The organism is Halobacillus sp. AWH4_228 (assembly GCF_056158365.1).
In genome coordinates this window covers 999574-1016839 of sequence record NZ_JBSWTE010000001.1, presented here as the reverse complement: position 1 = coordinate 1016839, position 17266 = coordinate 999574, and the positions used below count along the sequence as shown (strand labels likewise).

Below are 17266 nucleotides of genomic sequence, written 5' to 3'. Positions count from 1 at the left end.
CCATCAACCAATCTTCACATGGCCTTTTAATAGATTTCTGGATATGATCAACCGTTGAATCTCGTCTGTCCCGTCATAAATCCGCCACAGCCTTGCTTCCCTGTACCACCGTTCAATCGGCAGTTCCCGCGTATAGCCCATACCGCCGTGAATCTGTAGAACACGGTCGATCACATTGTTGCCCATGTTCGCTCCGTACAGCTTCGCCATCGATGCGTAGTGCCGGTTATCCTCTCCCTGGTCCAACGTAAAGGCCGCGTTTAATACGAGCCACTTCGCTGCTTCCACCTCCACAGCGGAATCCGCAATCTGCCATTGAATCGCCTGCCGCTCCCCAATCGGCTTTCCGAAGGTTTCGCGTTCGTTCGCATAATCGATGGCCATGTTCAGCAGACGCTCTGCTGCACCAACCGCGCGTGCTCCCACGATCCAGCGGGCAAACCCGATCCATTCAAGGCCGAGATCATACCCATGATCGATCTCACCAAGGATATTTTCCTCCGGAACCCGGACGTTATCAAAAATGAGAGCCGCCGGACCCCATTCGCCCATCGTATGGATGTACTCAGATTCCCAGCCCATCGAACGATCTGCAATGAAACAGGTCACCCCTTTTCGTCCATTCGATTCTTGATGAAGCTCTTTGTTGGTTACCGCAATGACCATGACAAAGTCTGCTTCATTTCCACCGGTGATGAATGTTTTCTCTCCATTGATCACCCAGTCACTGCCATCCTTCACCGCTGTTGTCCGAAGGTTCCTCGTATCCGACCCGGCTCCCGGTTCTGTCATCGCAAAACAGGATTTCTTCTCTCCCTGAATCGTCGGGATTAAGTACGTTTCCTTCTGTTTCTCATTTCCGTAATAGAGAATATTGTCGGCAGAACCGCCAAACTGGAAAGGCACAAACGTTCGTGCAACTTCCATTTGAACGATGGCCAGCATCATCTGCCCTAAATCTGCGCCGCCATAGTCAGCCGGGGTATTGATCCCCCAGAAGCCCGCTTCCTTCGCCTTCTGTTGAAGTTCTTCCATCTTCCCTTCCGGAAGGCTCGGCTTTCCTTCCCGTTCATTACGAAGCACATCGTTTTCCAGAGGTATTAGTTCCTTTTCCACAAATTTACGAATGGTTTTTCTTACCATTTCCTGTTCATCGGTCAAGCGTAAATGCATGTGATCAACCTCTTTCCTCACTGAGAGTCCACATACCTACCGGTGGGTATGTTACTTTTTATATTATTTTAAATTTTCTCAAAATACAACACCTTTCCGAAAATTACTGCAAAAATTATCCATACAAAGGCAGACCCCTCTCCTTCTCCACCAGGGATAAAAGCTTAGGATAACAGGGTCCAAGGAATGTGCTGAAGAATTCAGAGATTTAAACAATAATGGTACACAATATGTTATAAATATTCTAAAGGAATTTTTTTATAGACAGGAGAAAAATATTTGTTAGAATATAAGATTTTCGGTAATGACCCAAATAAAGAGTACGTATTTTTAATTCACGGTATCGGGGGAAGTGCAAATATCTTCTTCCCTCAGATTAAAAGCTATCGAAATCATTTTAATGTGGTCGCCGTGCATTTAAGAGGACATAAAAAATCTCCAAGCGTTCTTGACGTTGACGATTTTTCATTTACGCGGGGAGCCCGGGATGTTGTCGATGTCCTCGATGATATCGGTATTCACAAAGCTCATATGGTGGGAATATCATTGGGGGCCGTCGTTGTCCATCAAATCCTTGCCATTGCTCCCAATCGTGTCGAAACGGCTGTCCTTGGCGGAGTGATTACGAAAATTACACCACTTCCCAAGCTGTTGCTGCTGATCGGCAGCATGGTCAAAAAGTTTGTGCCGCACATGTGGCTGTATACGATATTTGCTCACATCCTTATGCCACGTAAAAATCATCAGGAATCCAGAAATTCGTTTATTAAAGAGGCGGCCCAAATGAAAAGAAACGAATTCCTCGGCTGGTATGACATCGCTCCGACCGTCAGAGGGACGTTCACAGAAGCCGCCGAGCCATCCGCTCATGTCCCGAAGCTTTACATGATGGGCGAAGGAGATCATATGTTCATCGATCATGTGCTGGAGGATATCTCAGGGCTCCCTAACGCTGACTTTATTGAAGTGAAGGGATCCGGACACGTCGTAAACCTGGATGCTCCCCACACGTTCAACCAATATTCGTTGTCGTTTATGAAGTCTAAAGGGGCTGAGACGGAGGCGCCGGATCATGAGACCGGCAGAAGGCTCCGCTCTTAAAGAACATCATCCTCAACTTCCAAAAATAAGATAGAAATACAGCGGCAAGGTGTCATGACACAAAAATGACACCTTGCCAACCTGTCGGAATCGTTCCTTACCTGGAGACTAACAATACGATTGAAGGATATTTCTTCATTTATGTACATGGGGTTTTGACTAGTTGTTTTGGTAAAACAGAGGAGCAGGAAAACATACTTATCGTAGTAGAATAAGACTACTTCCTTCAAGGCAGGGAGCATATAGGTGAAGAGGAGGGAGAGCCCAGCCAGAGGCGTTCATTTTCAAACGAGGAGAGAAAATACACCCCCCGGAGTTTAGGTTCTGGGTGACTGTTATAAAGCGGGTAACTATATTGGAAGAATAAGCTGGCTTAAGATAATCATAAGAAGCAGTATGCCGAATCCCAGCCAACCAAACCCTCTATTTTTCCCATCGGAAAAGGGGGCTTCTTTTAACTCTTTCCAACTTGGATAGAAGAAACTGATAATCTGGACGACTAAGATGCCAAGCATGACGCAGGCAATCACCAATACTTTCATATAAAAATGCCCTCCCTCCTTTTCCATATCCTTACTTCCCCCCCTTGAAACCAGAAGCCTCTTATCGCTGTCACGGAAGATAGAGAAGAGCGTTAAATAAGAGTAAACGAAGGAAAAAAAGAGGACGTGATACTTTCATCGGAGACTTAGGAGAATAGAAGCTCATTGATTATCTTGTTATTTAACACCAACTCTAAAATGAAGATGTAGTAAAATCATCAAAGGGGACTACAGGATCCTGAGCGATATTTTTCATGTAGACTACGTTTTCCCGAATTTAATAGACAGAAGTACAGTAATGAAGATAAGACGGCAGTTTCCCCGGACCATCCGATTGTATACGTGCTGAATTTCCAACGTAACCTTTCCCGGCTTCCCTTGCCCTATGACTCTTCGATCAACTTCAACTACCGGCTTAATTCCAACAGCCGTTCCCGTAAAGAAAATTTCATCCGCATCGTATAATTGAAATCTTGCCAAACTCTTTTCATACAGCGGTAACTTCAACTCTCTCTCCAGTATTTCCGCTACTGTATTACGAGTGACTCCCGGAAGAATGTCATCAGATAAAGGGGGAGTGAAGACTTCATTTCCTTTAACGATGAAAATATTTTCCGTAGCCCCTTCGCTCACATTTCCTTCTTTTGTTAAAAAGACGGCCTCATCATATCCATTCAAAGATGCTTCAAGTATCGCTAATCCCGAATTCATATAACCAGCGGTCGTCTTCGCTTGAGGAGGAATCATATTGCCTCCTATTCTCGTCCAGGAAGAAACCGCCACCTTAAAGGAAGGTTCAGACTTGTATTCTGATTCATCCATGTAGACAGCCAGATGATTAAACGGATCTCTCAGGTCGGGACGTAAGGTATTGCTGTCTTTAAAACAAATCGGACGTATATAAACATCCTGAGTCACCCGGTTGATGATCAGCATCTTTTTTATGATGTACGATAATTCTTCTATGGAATAGGGGATTTTAATAAACAAACTCTCACCAGACTGCTCAAATCTCTTTAAATGATCGTTTAGTCGGAATAATGATAATTGTTCTTGGCCGGAATTCCAAAAAGCTCGGATACCATTTATACAACCCAGGCCATAATTCAAACCTTTATTCTTCACACTAACACTCAGCAAACGATCATCGACAAAGTGGTCTTTATCAAACATTACGGCCATTGAATCCACTCCCTTCCTATCACTATATGCCATGATGCTGCGCGACTATACAAACGAACATGGCTGCCTGCTGTTGGTGCGTATCCAGTTTATAATGGTGTATCAGCAATTGCAGCTACCTTCCCGTTCACTGGAATGTCCGAGCCTTCCCTTCCATAGATTTAGAGAGAAGAAGGGAGGTGGTTTTAATGATTGAGTGGAGTGTTACCATTGCAGCGGTCGGGTTTATTTGTCTCGTCATCTTTTTAATTTTCACTTTACGAAAACTTATGGCAACACTTACGGAAACTAAAGAGACGCTGTCTGACGCTCGAAAATCAGTCAACAGCATTACAGATGAGGCTGAAGAACTGATCCATGAAGCTAACAAAATTTCAACTGATGTAAAAGGGAAAATGGAAGCCGTTGATCCCTTAATTGATTCCGTTCACGATATGGGCGATATGATACATGATGTCACAAGTTCAATAAAACGAACGGCCCTGCAAAAGGAAAACAGGAAAACAAATGATTCAAAAGATAAACAAAAAAGCAAGCCGGTACAAATTAAATTGAAGTAAGCAAAACTATATCGCTGCCTATACATCTATGGATATGATAAGAAGTCAAATGGGAGCCGTATCACGTGCTGCTCATCGCCGGTTTTTGGATTTTCCAAAGTGATCAGGAAGACCAAGTCCATCCACCATTTTCATCCATACAAAAAAACCACGCCGAACCGGCGTGGTTTTTTGATTACGATTTTCCAAATTCTTTTTCAAGCGAGTCCAGAATCTCTTCCAGACTTTTATCTATACTTGCTTCAACAGCGGCAAGATAAGCCCCTTCCAAAATCGGGTGGGAGACAAGTTTGATCTGATCGGACTCTGTGACTTCAATAGCCATTTCGGCATTCATCCGCGCACTGCCGAGATCATAAAAGACGACCGTGCTTTCCGCTTTTTCTGTGACCTTTTCCAAAGCGGTCTGTATCTTTTCAAAGCTTGTCCCAAGTTCTCCCTCATCCGTGCCCCCGGCGGCTTCGATTGGAAGATCACCGACAACCTGATGAATAAGATCTTTCACACCTTCCGCAACCTTCTCACTGTGTGAGACTAATAGAATTCCTACAGTCATCAGCCTTCCTCCTTCAGCGCCTCAGAAAGGCTCGCAAATAAGTAATAGGAGGATACAGCACCAGGGTCCAGATGCCCTTTGGAGCGCTCTTTCAAGTAGGAGGCTCTCCCTTTGGTAGCGGTTAAATCCTTCGTCGCTTCCATGGCCTTCTGAGCGGCTTCTTCCACATTCGCTGCATCAAATCCGCGGCTCTTCACTTCCTCAAGAACAGGAACCCACACATCGAGCATCGTTTTTTCTCCGGTTTCTGCTTTTCCCCGCTGTTTGATTCCGTCAATCGCGGCTTCAAACATGTCCGCAAAAACATTGCCTTCGATGTCTTTCCCTTTAGCCGCCATGGACATTTTCAATAAGGCTGTCCCATATAACGGGCCCGAAGCTCCGCCAACCTTGGACATCACCGTCACAGCGGCCTTGTTCAACACGTCTGCTGATGTCTCAAACGTTTCTGCCTCCACTGCCTTGGCAGCTTCAGCGAATCCTCTTGCCATATTGATTCCGTGATCACCGTCACCAATCTTCCTGTCCAGGGAAGTTAGGTAGTCTTTTTGATCCTGGAGATGCTGATTGTAGTGTGTAATCCATGCTGCCGTTTGATTGACATTCATCTGAAACACTCCTTTATATACGGAAAGCCGGTGCTTGACTAGGGGCATCCAGCAGTTCTTTCAATTGGTCGTCCACTTTCAGAACCGTAATCGAACATCCGGCCATTTCAAGAGATGTCATATATTCCCCTACGAACGTATGAGAAACGGTGACATTCTTCTCGGCCAGAAGTTCATGTACTTTACGGTTCACGATGTAAAGTTCCATTTCCGGTGTCGCTCCCATGCCGTTCACCATGACGGCGACTTCGTCGTTTTCGTTCAATTTGAGTTCAGGAAGAATGCGTTCAACCATCTCGGATGTGATCTCGTCTGCGGTGACGAGCGGCTTTTTCTCAATGCCCGGTTCGCCGTGGATGCCGATTCCCATTTCGATTTCCTTATCGCCAAGTTCAAAGCTTTCTTCCCCCGAAGACGGCATGATGCATGGACGTAGTGCGACACCCATCGTGCGTACGTGTTGAACCACTTTTTCAGCCGTCTGCTTCACTTCTTCAAGGGATGCTCCCGTCTCAGCCAATGCGCCTGCCAGTTTATGAACGAAAACCGTTCCTGCGACTCCACGCCGGCCCGTTGTAAAAGAACTGTCTTCGACGGCAACATCGTCATTAACGACGACTTGATCCACTTGAATCCCTTCGGCTTCGGCGAGTTCAGCAGCCATTTCAAAGTTCATCACATCACCGCTGTAGTTTTTAATAACGAGCAGCACGCCTTTTCCGCTGTCCACAGCTTTGATCGCTTCGAAGACCTGGTCAGGGGTGGGCGATGTGAATACTTCACCGGAAACAGCAGCATCCAGCATGCCTTCCCCGACATAACCGGCGTGGGCCGGTTCATGACCGCTTCCGCCCCCACTGACGATACCGACTTTTCCGGACACGGGTGCATTTTTCCTCGCCACAACGGTTGTATCCTCCACTCTCTTCACGGTCGAAGCATGAGCAGCGACAAACCCATCAAGCATTTCTGTAATCACAAGATTTGGATCGTTGACTAATTTTTTCATCGATTATCCCCTCACTTTATAAGAATGGGCACCTCTGATAATCAGAGGTACCCTTCATTTGATTACTTGAATTTACGTGTCGCTTCCACAGCTTTCTTCCATCCGCTGTAAAGCTCTTCCTGCTCATCAGCACCCATCTGACCTGTAAATGTACGGTCATTATCAGAGTGCTGTTTGATTTCCTCTTTGTCTTTCCAGTAGCCGACAGCCAGTCCTGCCAGGAAGGCAGCACCAAGGGCTGTTGTTTCCTGTACAATTGGACGCTCAACAGGCACACCAAGGATGTCACTTTGGAACTGCATAAGGAAATCGTTCTTCACGGCTCCCCCATCGACGCGCAGGGATTTCAGATCAATGCCGGAGTCAGCAATCATCGCGTCCAGGACATCTTTCGTCTGATAAGCGAGGGACTCAAGTGTGGCACGGATGAAGTGGGCTTTTGTTGTGCCACGTGTCAATCCGAACATCGCACCACGGGCATCACTATCCCAGTATGGTGTCCCAAGACCAACGAAGGCAGGTACAAGATAAACGCCGTCGGAAGACTCTACAGACGTGGCATACCCTTCGGATTCCGGTGCGCTTTCAATCATTTTCAGGCCGTCGCGAAGCCACTGAATGGCAGAACCAGCAACGAAAATACTTCCTTCAAGCGCGTATTCCACTTTACCGTCCAAGCCCCAGGCAAGCGTTGTCAATAGACCGTGCTCAGAAGCGACGCCTTCCTCACCTGTGTTCATCAGCATAAAGCAGCCTGTACCATAAGTATTTTTGGCCATGCCTTTTTCAAAGCAGGCTTGTCCGAATAAAGCGGCCTGCTGATCTCCAGCTATACCGGCGATCGGAACTTCGTGACCGAAGAAATGATAATCAACCGTCTGCGCATACACTTCGGAAGAAGGCTTCACTTCCGGCAGCATGGATTTTGGTACGCCAAGGATGTCCAGCAGTTCGTCATCCCACTGCAGGTCATAGATGTTGTACATCAATGTACGGGAAGCGTTGGAATAATCGGTAATGTGCGTTTTGCCACCGGAAAGCTTATAAACCAGCCATGTGTCGATCGTTCCAAACATAAGATCGCCATTCTCCGCTTTTTCTCTCGCTCCGTCGACATGATCAAGAATCCACTTCACTTTCGTTCCCGAGAAGTACGGGTCAAGCAGAAGACCTGTTTTACTGCGGAACAGCTCATTATGACCGGCGGCACGAAGCTCTTTACAGATGTCTTCGGTCTGACGGGACTGCCAGACGACCGCATGATAGATCGGTTTCCCGGTATTCCGGTCCCACACCACTGCCGTTTCACGCTGGTTGGTAATGCCGATTCCGGCAATTTGGGACGGCTCTACATCCGCTTTTCTTAATACATCCGCAATACAGGCAAGAACGGATGTCCAGATTTCGTTCGCATCATGTTCCACCCAGCCCGGCTTCGGGAAGAATTGTTCAAATTCCTTCTGGCCGGTTTCAACGATGTTACCCGCTTTGTTAAAAAGAATGGCTCTTGAGCTTGTCGTTCCCTGATCAATGGATAAGATATACTGTTCTGACATTCAAACCCTCTCCTTTTCGTTTCAGCTGATTTTTTCTTCTACTTGATTACCTAATGTCTTCCCCTTTTTGATCTCTGCATTAGCTGCTCCAATCAGGATAACCGCCATCACGACAGACATTACCCAGAAGCCTGCAGAGAACTCAGACATAAACATGGCCCGGTAGAATAGTGCACCATAGATACCGCCTAAAATCGGTCCAACAACCGGTATCCAGGAGTAACCCCAGTCTGATCCGCCTTTTCCAGGAATCGGAAGCAGTGCATGGGCAATACGGGGGCCAAGGTCACGGGCAGGGTTGATCGCATACCCAGTCGCTCCGCCAAGCGACATACCGATCGCGATGATCAACGCACCCACAATCAGTGGATTCAATCCTTCTGTAAATTCGTTGGCACCGATAAACAGCAGCCCCATAATAAGGACGAATGTTCCAATGATTTCACTGACAAGGTTGGAAAAAGGGCTGCGTACGGCTGGATCAGTAGCAAACACCGCCAGTTTGGCTCCCTGATCTTTCGTTTCTCTCCAGTGCGGCAGATAATTTAAGAATACGATAACTCCACCGATCGCCGCACCAATCATCTGAGCAGTTACGTAAAGGGGCACCTTCGCCCATGGAAATTCTCCAATTGCAGCAAAACTTATCGTTACAGCCGGATTGATGTGAGCACCCGTGAAGCTTCCCACAGCGTACACACCCATCGCAACAGCAAGTCCCCACCCAATGGTGATAACGACCCAACCGGCTCCTTCTGCTTTTGAATTTTTAAGAACGACCCCTCCAACAACACCGCCACCAAAGATAATCAGAATCATCGTTCCAATCAGTTCAGCTAAGAATTCGGACATGTTGTTCACCTCTTCTTTCTCATTTTTCAAGGGGCATGTGTCCAAAAAAAGACCCGCACTAAGGTGCATACGAATGAGGCTGTATGCAAAATAGTGTGGGTCTCCATATCTCCGCCACATGCTTAACTTGTTACTAATACTATAGCGCTTTCTGAAAACGCTGTCAACATATATTCACAAAAAACAACATAGATTGATAGGATTTTGGTCGGAGGAACCAGGAAAATGGTACTACAAATTTTTACCATGGAAATATAATGAAGTTAATGCCGGTATAAAAGGTGCTTCCCTCATAGATAGAAACTACATGATTTTCCGTACCTTCAGGAGCTCCACCCCTTGCCATTCCGCGTAGGAACCGCCTGCACGAGCTGAAGATCCGCCGATAAGCGCAATGTGACCATTTACGCGCAGCCGAAGCAGGTCCGCGGGAGTTTTTTCCATTAGCTCTGTTATTGCTTGGTGTTGTTATTTAGCATGTGAGCTCAGATCACCCCTTTCTGTCATGGGATTTGGATGAGGCGGCCTTGGGAATGACTCCCTTTCCGTGGGGTACCGTGAGCCTCCTCAGGCTGCGCCTTCCGGGGTCTCACGATGTACCTTCATCCCACAGGAGTCCCGCCATTCCCAAAGCGGCCTCTTCAAAGTAGGGTAGTTAGAAAGGACATAACCGAAGTCCGTTACACCACTACAAAAGGGGTGGCAGGGAAAACAGGTAGACTCCTGCGGGAAAAAGGAACAAGGGGAGACCCCGGAGAACGAAGTTCGAGGAGGCTCATCGTTCCCCGCGGAAAGCGGACGGTTTTCCCTGCCATCCCATCCCCTGAGTAAATAACGGACCGGACCCCTGATTCCAGACGGAGACGATTTAGTAATCGTTTAGAATATAAACAACAGACTTTAACAGAGCTTTTCCATTAAAAGAACCCTCCAGTATGGAGGGTTCTTTTAAAACAGCTTATTTGGTGACTTTGTTCTGAAGTTCTTCCTTCGCTTCTGGTCCTACAGCAGCATCGCCGCCGAGAACAGTGACAGAAGAGATATCATGGGTATACACATACTTCGTTAAGTACGCATCCACTTCTTTCGGAAGATCATCAGGCTGAACGAGCAGGAGCATACCATCTTTACCTGTTACAAGCGGTGCAGATGCAAGAGCATCCGGATAGTTACGTCCGCTTGCAGCAAATAGATTCGCTGCATTCGGCTCGAACTCTTCCAAAATGCTGACGAGCGTGCCGTAACGGTTCGCACCGGACAGGCGCTCCACGGAAACGGCGACTTCTTTCGCCTGGTCAGCGACCTCATCAGAGATGACGCCTGTTCCACCGACCACATAAACGTCTTCGTTTTCAAGGACAGCCAGAGCTTCGTCAGATAGATCCTTGCCGTTTGTCAATACAATCGGCATGCCCTCAGCACCTGCGATAGAAGCGGCACTCAACGCATCCGCATAGTTTTTACCTGTTGCAAGGAATACACCATTTCCTTCAAAACCAAAGTCGTTCTGCAGTTTTTCTACGATCTCAAGGTTTGTGCTGTAACGTGTATCACCGGAAACCCGCTCAATCTGATCAGAAGCAATACTGATCGTGTTCAACTGAGCGAAGACATCAGGAGAAACGACGCCTTCTCCACCGACAAGATAAACGTTTTCTGCACCAAGGCGCTCAATTTCTTTCAGCGCTTCCTTGCTCAGCTTCCCATCTCTGTTTACTGGGATGACCGGCGCTTCTGCAGCAGAAGCCATTGGTCCAGCTGACAAGGCATCCGGGAAGTTATAAGCGGTCGTTACTACAACGGTATCCGCTCCACCATCCGGGTAAAGGTCTTGGGAAATTTCAAGCGCTGTACCTTCACGCGTTTTACCGGAAAGGACATTAACAACGTCCGCATCCGTTGTTACTGGTACAAGGTCGAGCACTTCATCTGTATCGGCATCCACCATGTACAGACCCGCGTAGCCTTTGATCGGCTGTTCTGGAGTCGTGATGGAAAGAGGAACGTCTACGGTTTCCCCGACACCAAGTTTAGTAGCTTTGGCATCTGTTGTAACAGAACCTTCGCCTTTTTCATCAGAATCATAAGATAGAAGCTTTTCTTCAGTCATGTTCAGCTTGTAATCAACAGAAGCCGAACCGGTGCCGAAGTAATCCACAGCAATCTGATAGTTTCCATCAGGAAGACCCGTTACAGTAAAAGCTTCATCATTGGAGCTGGAGGCACTGGAGGCGACTTCATCTCCATCTTCATTGAATAGGAACAGGTCCAGATCAACCGGCTCAGCAGGAGCTACATCTACGCTCAAGGAGACATTGTTCTTGATTTCAACATCAATCAAATCACCATCATTCGGGATTTCGTCGACTTCCTGAGTGACTGTTCCTTCAATGGTTTTGTTGATAGGGCCGCTGAAGCCGACCGTTTCGAACTTCACGTTTGCCGCTTCTTTCATGTAGTTGGTAAAGGATACTTCTTTCTCGAATTTTTCAGAAGATCCAACTTTACCAAGATCGATGCTGCCCGGCTCACTAACGATATCCTGGGCGACTGCATCTAAGGTGTACTTGTTCATTTCCTTACCTTCTTGAGGAGCAATCGTTCCATAAACATGGACTTCCCATACCCCGGCCTTCGGAGATGGAACAACAACATCCTCGACATCAATGCCGTCGTAGCCGGCATATCCGACAAACTCATTTACCTGTGTGCCATCCGGATTAAACACCAGCATACGGACACGGCCTTGGAACTCTCCGCTTTCCTTCAGAGCGTTCAAGGAGAAACGCAGCTCACTTACACCGGAATCAACGTCGAAGGTGTAGCCTTTCGTCTGGGAAGACTGCACTTCGTCTGTCGTTCTGAAGCGGTGTTTGTTTTCTTTCGTGAACTCATAGCCCGTGATGATCGTCTGGGCACTTCTAGCTTCGACATAAGGTGTGGAAGCATCATCAATGATTAAGTTCCCTGCGTTCACACCCGTTTCAAGCTTGGATGCATCGTACTCGACATCGATATACTCATATTCGCCTGCACCGAGTTTGACTTCATCAACCGATGGCGTAAACCAGTCATGGGAGGCGGAAACATCAAGAGTCTTGGCTTGATCAGAAGTGTTTTCAATCAACACTTCCACGGTTTCTGGAATGTCCTTGTTGCGCACATACAATCCAGGTCCGCCGGAGATTTTCTCCCCGTGGAAGACCGTTACATCGACATTTTCCACATCATTGACAAAGTTATCTCTCATGTACTCGTAGGCAGCTGGAACATTGATCAGTCCCTGACCTTCCTGAGCACGGTTGTAACCGTCCAGTTTATCCGCTGTCTGTACGAGTGCTTCGCGGGCCAGTTCATAATCAAATGGCAGACGGTCTTTTTCTGCAGCTGATTTCAGCAATGCTACAGCCCCGGCTACATGCGGTGCTGACATACTCGTTCCCTGGAGGACATCATAAGCATGGCCTTCCGGGAATTGGTGGACAGGCTGAGCCGCATAGGCAGAACCAGGCGCTACGATATCCGGCTTCTGATCTCCGGCTTCATTCGGTCCTACAGAGGAGAAGTACCAGAGGCCATCCCCTTCAAGCGGATTGCCGTCTTCATCTTTACCATAAGGGTAGGCACCATATTCCTTCGCCCACATCTGCTCATCAATATGTGCGCCAACAGAAATGACGCTGGCTACGTCCCCAGGTGAACCGACCGTATCAATTCCAGGTCCGCTGTTCCCCGCAGATGTAACAAAAACGATATCGTATTGGTCGCTGAGCAGTGTCATCAACTCGCCGTAACTTCCGCCGCCATCATTCAAGTCCGGCAGAGAGCCAAGGCTCAAGTTGGCAACATCGACACCGTATCCACCTTTAGATTCAGGCAGGGCAGCATCAATCATCGCGCGTTGAATACTCCACGTATAAGCTCCGCCTTCTTCTTTGAACACACGAAGACCGACAAGCTCAGCTTCCGGAGCCACACCTTCACCGGCGATCGCTCCTGTAGCGTTGGATTTCAGAGGCCCATTAGCTGCAGAAATTCCGGCAACGTGGGAACCGTGACCGTTGAAGTCTGTAAACAAGTTGACCTTCTTCACAGCATCGAATTCCTGAGTTTCATTGTTTAATAGTTTTTGCTCTTCCAAATTGTTCACACGGAAGTTGGCACCGGCTACATCATCCGTAGGGTCGATATCAAAAGTACCCGTTTCGCCTTCTTTATAGGCCGTCTCATCTGTAAAATCAAAATCAAAGTCTGTATCCACATAGACTTCATCCCCTGCTAGAAGGACAGGGAACCAGTCGCCGAAGGTTTCTCCAGACTCACCATCGCCGTTAAGGTCGGCCTTGGCTTCGAACCAGGTTTCTCCGTAATACAATTTATCATCGGAAGAGTCGATCCCCTCGGTCTTGAAAATGCCTTCGTAGATCGTGTCTCCTTCTTCAAACTCATCAAAGAAAGGAACATCCCCTTCCGCCAGATAATTGGCGTTCTGTCCTGTATATTCCTTGTAGCTGGAATAACGCTCCTCAGCGGCGTAAGGACGGTCTATGAATTCGTTGGAAATCGTATAGTCTCTGACGTCTGTAATGTGGGAATCCCCATATTTTCTCGTTTCCTCAAATACTTCCTCAGAAGTTTCATCCGACTCTTCATCAACTACCGGAAGATCTGTGAAGGATTCGTGTCCTGGATCTGGACCAGAGTCGATGATTCCAATACGGACACCTTCACCGCTGAATTTATCGTGGAAACCATCAACGCCTGTAGATGGATGGGTCTCCAGCTGATCCGGGTCAACAACTGCATCTTTATCCACCTGGTCCTGGCCGTCCGTATTCAATTCATCAGGATTGACCGGTGCAAGTTCAAGCTCTTGGTTCTCCCCAACCGTACGAACCGAATCAAGCTTTACGATATCCAGAATTTTATTGGTCGGCACTTCAGCCAGATAGCCATAGTTTTTATGGTTTTGGATGACTTTGACGCCCAGCTTCTCCAACTGTTTTGTCGCATCCGTTTTCCCGTCACCGATTATGACCAGCTCTTGTTTTGATTCCGAGCTGTTAGCGAGGGAAACGACTTCATCATAATTCATTAACGTGTTAAAAGATTTCGCAGCTTTTGTTTCTGCCTGAACCCCTGTTGTTCCATATGTACCAATCCCGGCAAACGAAGACGCAACGATAGCTGCACTGGCTAACACCGATAATGCTTTCTTCTTCACGTTCTTTTTGTTTTTCTCAGCCACCAAAGTAAATGACCTCCCTATGATATTGGTCCAACAATAAGAATTTCTATGCCTCCTTTTTTTGCATAAATATTTCAAAATATTACAAATTAGATTGTACGTTATCCTCCGAATATCGTCAATGAATATTCGCTCAATTTAGAATATTTGTGACAAATAAAAAAACCCGGTGACTTCACCGGGTTCGGCCATTCTTCCTATGAAAAATCATGCACATGAACGAGTCATGTCAAATAAGGTCCGAGATGAACAGAGGGGTGGTTCCCTCTTCTTTTTGAAAACCAAGTTTTCCATAAAACTCCACCACGTCCGGGTAGGCGATCAGCACCTTCGTCCGGCATGTTTGGTATCGATCCAGCATGTGGTCCATCATGACTTTCCCAATACCTCTGCCCTGGTACTCCGGATGGATCAGCATGTAATGAAAATAAACCGTCAATGCACCATCAGACAACGCATTCACCAAACCAATCAACCGCCTGCCGTCCCAGGCTGTCATCACGGAATGTGATCCCTGAATCGCTTGTAACAGTTCATCAGGATAGCTGCCTGAGTCCCATTCCACAGAGGTGAATAACGTCTGCAGATCATCCCGGGTGATGTTCCCTGTCGTTGAAGCATAGGAGATTTCCATACAAAACCTCCTTTCCTGAAGATTTCCGAATTCCCTCCCGTACCTTTGTCCTACGAAAGAATCTGCAGCAGGAACTTATTCCTCCAAAGAAAAACCGACTTTCTTCCTATTATAAATTACCGGTGAAAAATATCATCGATTTCCCACGCATGCTCTGCAGGTACAGGCTGCGTCCCTCCAATCATGTAATAACTGGAACGTTCATCGAACCTCCGGATGCTTTCAGCTGTTACAGGTGCATACCTCTCGTTCGTCAAAATAACCGGACTTTCCGTTTTCACGGCCAGAGGAGCAGCTGCCATCGCGTCCGGGAAGTTCTGTCCAGTTGTAAAATAGAGCGTACCGGCAGAAGGAGAGCCAAAGGTCTGATGCATCGCCTTGTTCGTCTCATATCGATTTTTTCCTGAAACCCTTAGTGGATTGGCATCGGGAAGGGCTGTGGCGACCTTTTCAGAAATTGGCTGGGTCCCACCGACAATATAATTCTTTGTAATGCCTTCTTCTTCCATATATGTTTGGACAGCCTCTGGAATTTCACCCTGCTTCACATATAAAATCGGATACTGCTTTATTCCGCTGTACGCCGATGCCGATAAAGCATCAGGGAATTCCTGACCTGAAACAACGAAACCTTTGTTTGTATCATAAGGAATGGATTCATTGACAGCTACAGCCGTCTCATACCTGTCCGCTCCCTTAATCCTGTGGACGTCATAGCCTGATTTTTCAACATCGTCCTCCACTCCAGAAGGAACGGCCACTTCTCCTCCGATAATGATGACGTCGGTCGCGTCCAACCGCTTCAATTCATCTTTAATCGACAGGGAGAGTTCACTGCGGCGTTCTAAGAGAACAGGGCTGTCCAGATAAGAAGCAAGCGGTGATGCAGCCAGACTATCAGGAAAATCCTTTCCTGTAGCGAGAATCACGAATTTCCCCTGCTCCTTTTTTCCGTCGATGGTCAACGTCTCTTCTTGTAGAGCGTCCCATCCTTTTTCAGAAATGGCTGTCGACGTTTCAACGGAAGTCGCTCCAGATATCCGTCGATAATCCCGAACCTGGTCAAGCGTTTTCCCGGCATCAATCATCCCTTCTCCAAGCTCGTACGTACTAGAAGCAGGTTCTGCTGCATTGACAATCAACCGCTGCACCTGTCCAGCCTTTAAATAAGGAGCGTGGTTTTCAACTAAGGCCGCAAGACCACTCACATGACCGGAGGACATGCTTGTTCCCCCCATGCTCGTATACCCATTGTCCAGGTAGGTACTATAAAGGTCTGTTCCCGGAGTGATGACATCAACTTCAGGGCCATAATTGGAAAAAGAAGCTTTTTCTTTTTCTTCGAGGTCATAACTTCCGACAGAAATCACCGGATCCAAAGCCGCGGGGTACAACGCTTTTTCGCGATCATCGTTCCCAGCGGCAGCCACGACAAGGACGCCTTCCTGTTGAGCAAATGCAATGGCATCGGCCAGTGCCGTCCGGTAGACATACGTTCCAAGGCTTAGGTTGATGATATCTACGCCTTGTTCTACAGCGTAGTCAATTCCTTCAATTACGTCGGACAAATTCCCGGACTTAGCCTCCATCACTTTCACAGGCATCATCTGTACATCTCCCGTGGATAAGGATGAAACGCCGAGATTATTATTTGTAGCCGCACCGATCAAACCGGCAACATGGGTTCCATGGCCGAAGGTATCTTCCGGGTCCTCTGATGGTTCGAGGATATTCGTCCCCTCAACTAATCTGCCCTTTAGATCCGGGTGCTTGAGGCTCACTCCGGAATCAATGACCGCAACGACCGGGTCCTTTCCTCTTACCTTTGCATAAGTCGTCCAGGCTTCTTCCGCATTCACAGCATCAAAAGTCTCTTTCTGATTAAGGTAATAGGGATCGTCAGGAATGTCTCCCTGGGCATACACTTTTACATCTGTTTCGATGTATTCCACATCAGGATCCTTCGCCAGTTCCTTTTGTTTCTCAGCGACTTGTTCTTTATCAACTGGTACTACATCCACCGGGAAAGACTGCCCCCCTGACTGTGAGGTGACGTTATCTTTATATTTTACGATCAGGTGAACCTGTTCTCCCTCCTCAGCATGGATCACTGGAATCATTAAACTGAACATCATAAAGAAGACTGCGGCTGCAATGATCGATCGTACGAAGTTCCCGTTCATATATGTACTCCTTTTTATGTAGTAGAGAATACGGGACTGGTTCTAGTCCGATGCCCGTATCC

Annotated in this window: 13 protein-coding genes; 2 read left to right on the top strand and 11 right to left on the bottom strand. The window is 47.3% G+C overall.

The window, feature by feature from the left end; translation table 11 throughout:
- Positions 1–3: 3 nt before the first annotated feature.
- Positions 4–1173 carry an acyl-CoA dehydrogenase family protein gene (locus ACXADP_RS04960; protein WP_027954953.1) on the bottom strand — a complete coding sequence of 390 codons (1170 nt, stop codon included), beginning with the start codon at positions 1171–1173 and terminating at the stop codon, positions 4–6.
- A gap of 279 nt (positions 1174–1452) precedes the next feature.
- On the opposite strand from ACXADP_RS04960, the gene ACXADP_RS04955 reads away from it, so the two are divergent.
- Positions 1453–2274 carry an alpha/beta fold hydrolase gene (locus ACXADP_RS04955; protein ID WP_474970984.1) on the top strand — a complete coding sequence of 274 codons (822 nt, stop codon included), beginning with the start codon at positions 1453–1455 and terminating at the stop codon, positions 2272–2274.
- A 350-nt stretch (positions 2275–2624) separates the two neighbouring features.
- Here the strand turns inward: ACXADP_RS04955 and ACXADP_RS04950 are convergent, their stop codons facing one another.
- Entirely contained in the window at positions 2625–2816 is a 192-nt protein-coding gene (locus ACXADP_RS04950; protein WP_474970983.1) for a hypothetical protein, read from the bottom strand.
- Between the two features lie 261 nt (positions 2817–3077).
- On the bottom strand, positions 3078–3998 hold the full coding sequence (locus ACXADP_RS04945; RefSeq protein ID WP_474970982.1) for an aminotransferase class IV: 921 nt from the start codon (positions 3996–3998) through the stop codon (positions 3078–3080).
- Between the two features lie 188 nt (positions 3999–4186).
- On the opposite strand from ACXADP_RS04945, the gene ACXADP_RS04940 reads away from it, so the two are divergent.
- Complete coding sequence (locus tag ACXADP_RS04940; protein ID WP_474969542.1) at positions 4187–4558, top strand: DUF948 domain-containing protein; 372 nt, start codon at positions 4187–4189, stop codon at positions 4556–4558.
- A gap of 175 nt (positions 4559–4733) precedes the next feature.
- On the opposite strand, the gene dhaM is transcribed toward ACXADP_RS04940, so the two are convergent.
- The 8 genes from dhaM to ACXADP_RS04900 all read right to left on the bottom strand — a co-directional run bounded on the left by dhaM (position 4734) and on the right by ACXADP_RS04900 (position 17204).
- Complete coding sequence (gene dhaM / locus ACXADP_RS04935; protein ID WP_474969543.1) at positions 4734–5114, bottom strand: dihydroxyacetone kinase phosphoryl donor subunit DhaM; 381 nt, start codon at positions 5112–5114, stop codon at positions 4734–4736.
- Complete coding sequence (gene dhaL, locus ACXADP_RS04930) at positions 5114–5722, bottom strand: dihydroxyacetone kinase subunit DhaL (RefSeq protein ID WP_474970981.1); 609 nt, start codon at positions 5720–5722, stop codon at positions 5114–5116. Before dhaL ends, dhaM begins: the two co-directional genes overlap by 1 nt.
- A gap of 13 nt (positions 5723–5735) precedes the next feature.
- Entirely contained in the window at positions 5736–6731 is a 996-nt protein-coding gene (gene dhaK / locus ACXADP_RS04925) for a dihydroxyacetone kinase subunit DhaK (RefSeq protein ID WP_474970980.1), read from the bottom strand.
- A gap of 62 nt (positions 6732–6793) precedes the next feature.
- Positions 6794–8287: a glycerol kinase GlpK gene (gene glpK / locus ACXADP_RS04920; RefSeq protein WP_474970979.1), complete on the bottom strand. Its 1494-nt coding sequence runs from the start codon at positions 8285–8287 to the stop codon at positions 6794–6796.
- Between the two features lie 21 nt (positions 8288–8308).
- Positions 8309–9208 carry an MIP/aquaporin family protein gene (locus ACXADP_RS04915; protein WP_474970978.1) on the bottom strand — a complete coding sequence of 300 codons (900 nt, stop codon included), beginning with the start codon at positions 9206–9208 and terminating at the stop codon, positions 8309–8311.
- Between the two features lie 889 nt (positions 9209–10097).
- On the bottom strand, positions 10098–14387 hold the full coding sequence (locus ACXADP_RS04910; RefSeq protein ID WP_474970977.1) for a cell wall-binding repeat-containing protein: 4290 nt from the start codon (positions 14385–14387) through the stop codon (positions 10098–10100).
- Between the two features lie 229 nt (positions 14388–14616).
- Complete coding sequence (locus tag ACXADP_RS04905; protein WP_474970976.1) at positions 14617–15021, bottom strand: GNAT family N-acetyltransferase; 405 nt, start codon at positions 15019–15021, stop codon at positions 14617–14619.
- Positions 15022–15137: 116 nt separating this feature from the next.
- Positions 15138–17204, bottom strand: coding sequence for a S8 family serine peptidase (locus tag ACXADP_RS04900; protein ID WP_474970975.1), 2067 nt, complete (start codon positions 17202–17204; stop codon positions 15138–15140).
- Positions 17205–17266 lie beyond the last annotated feature (62 nt).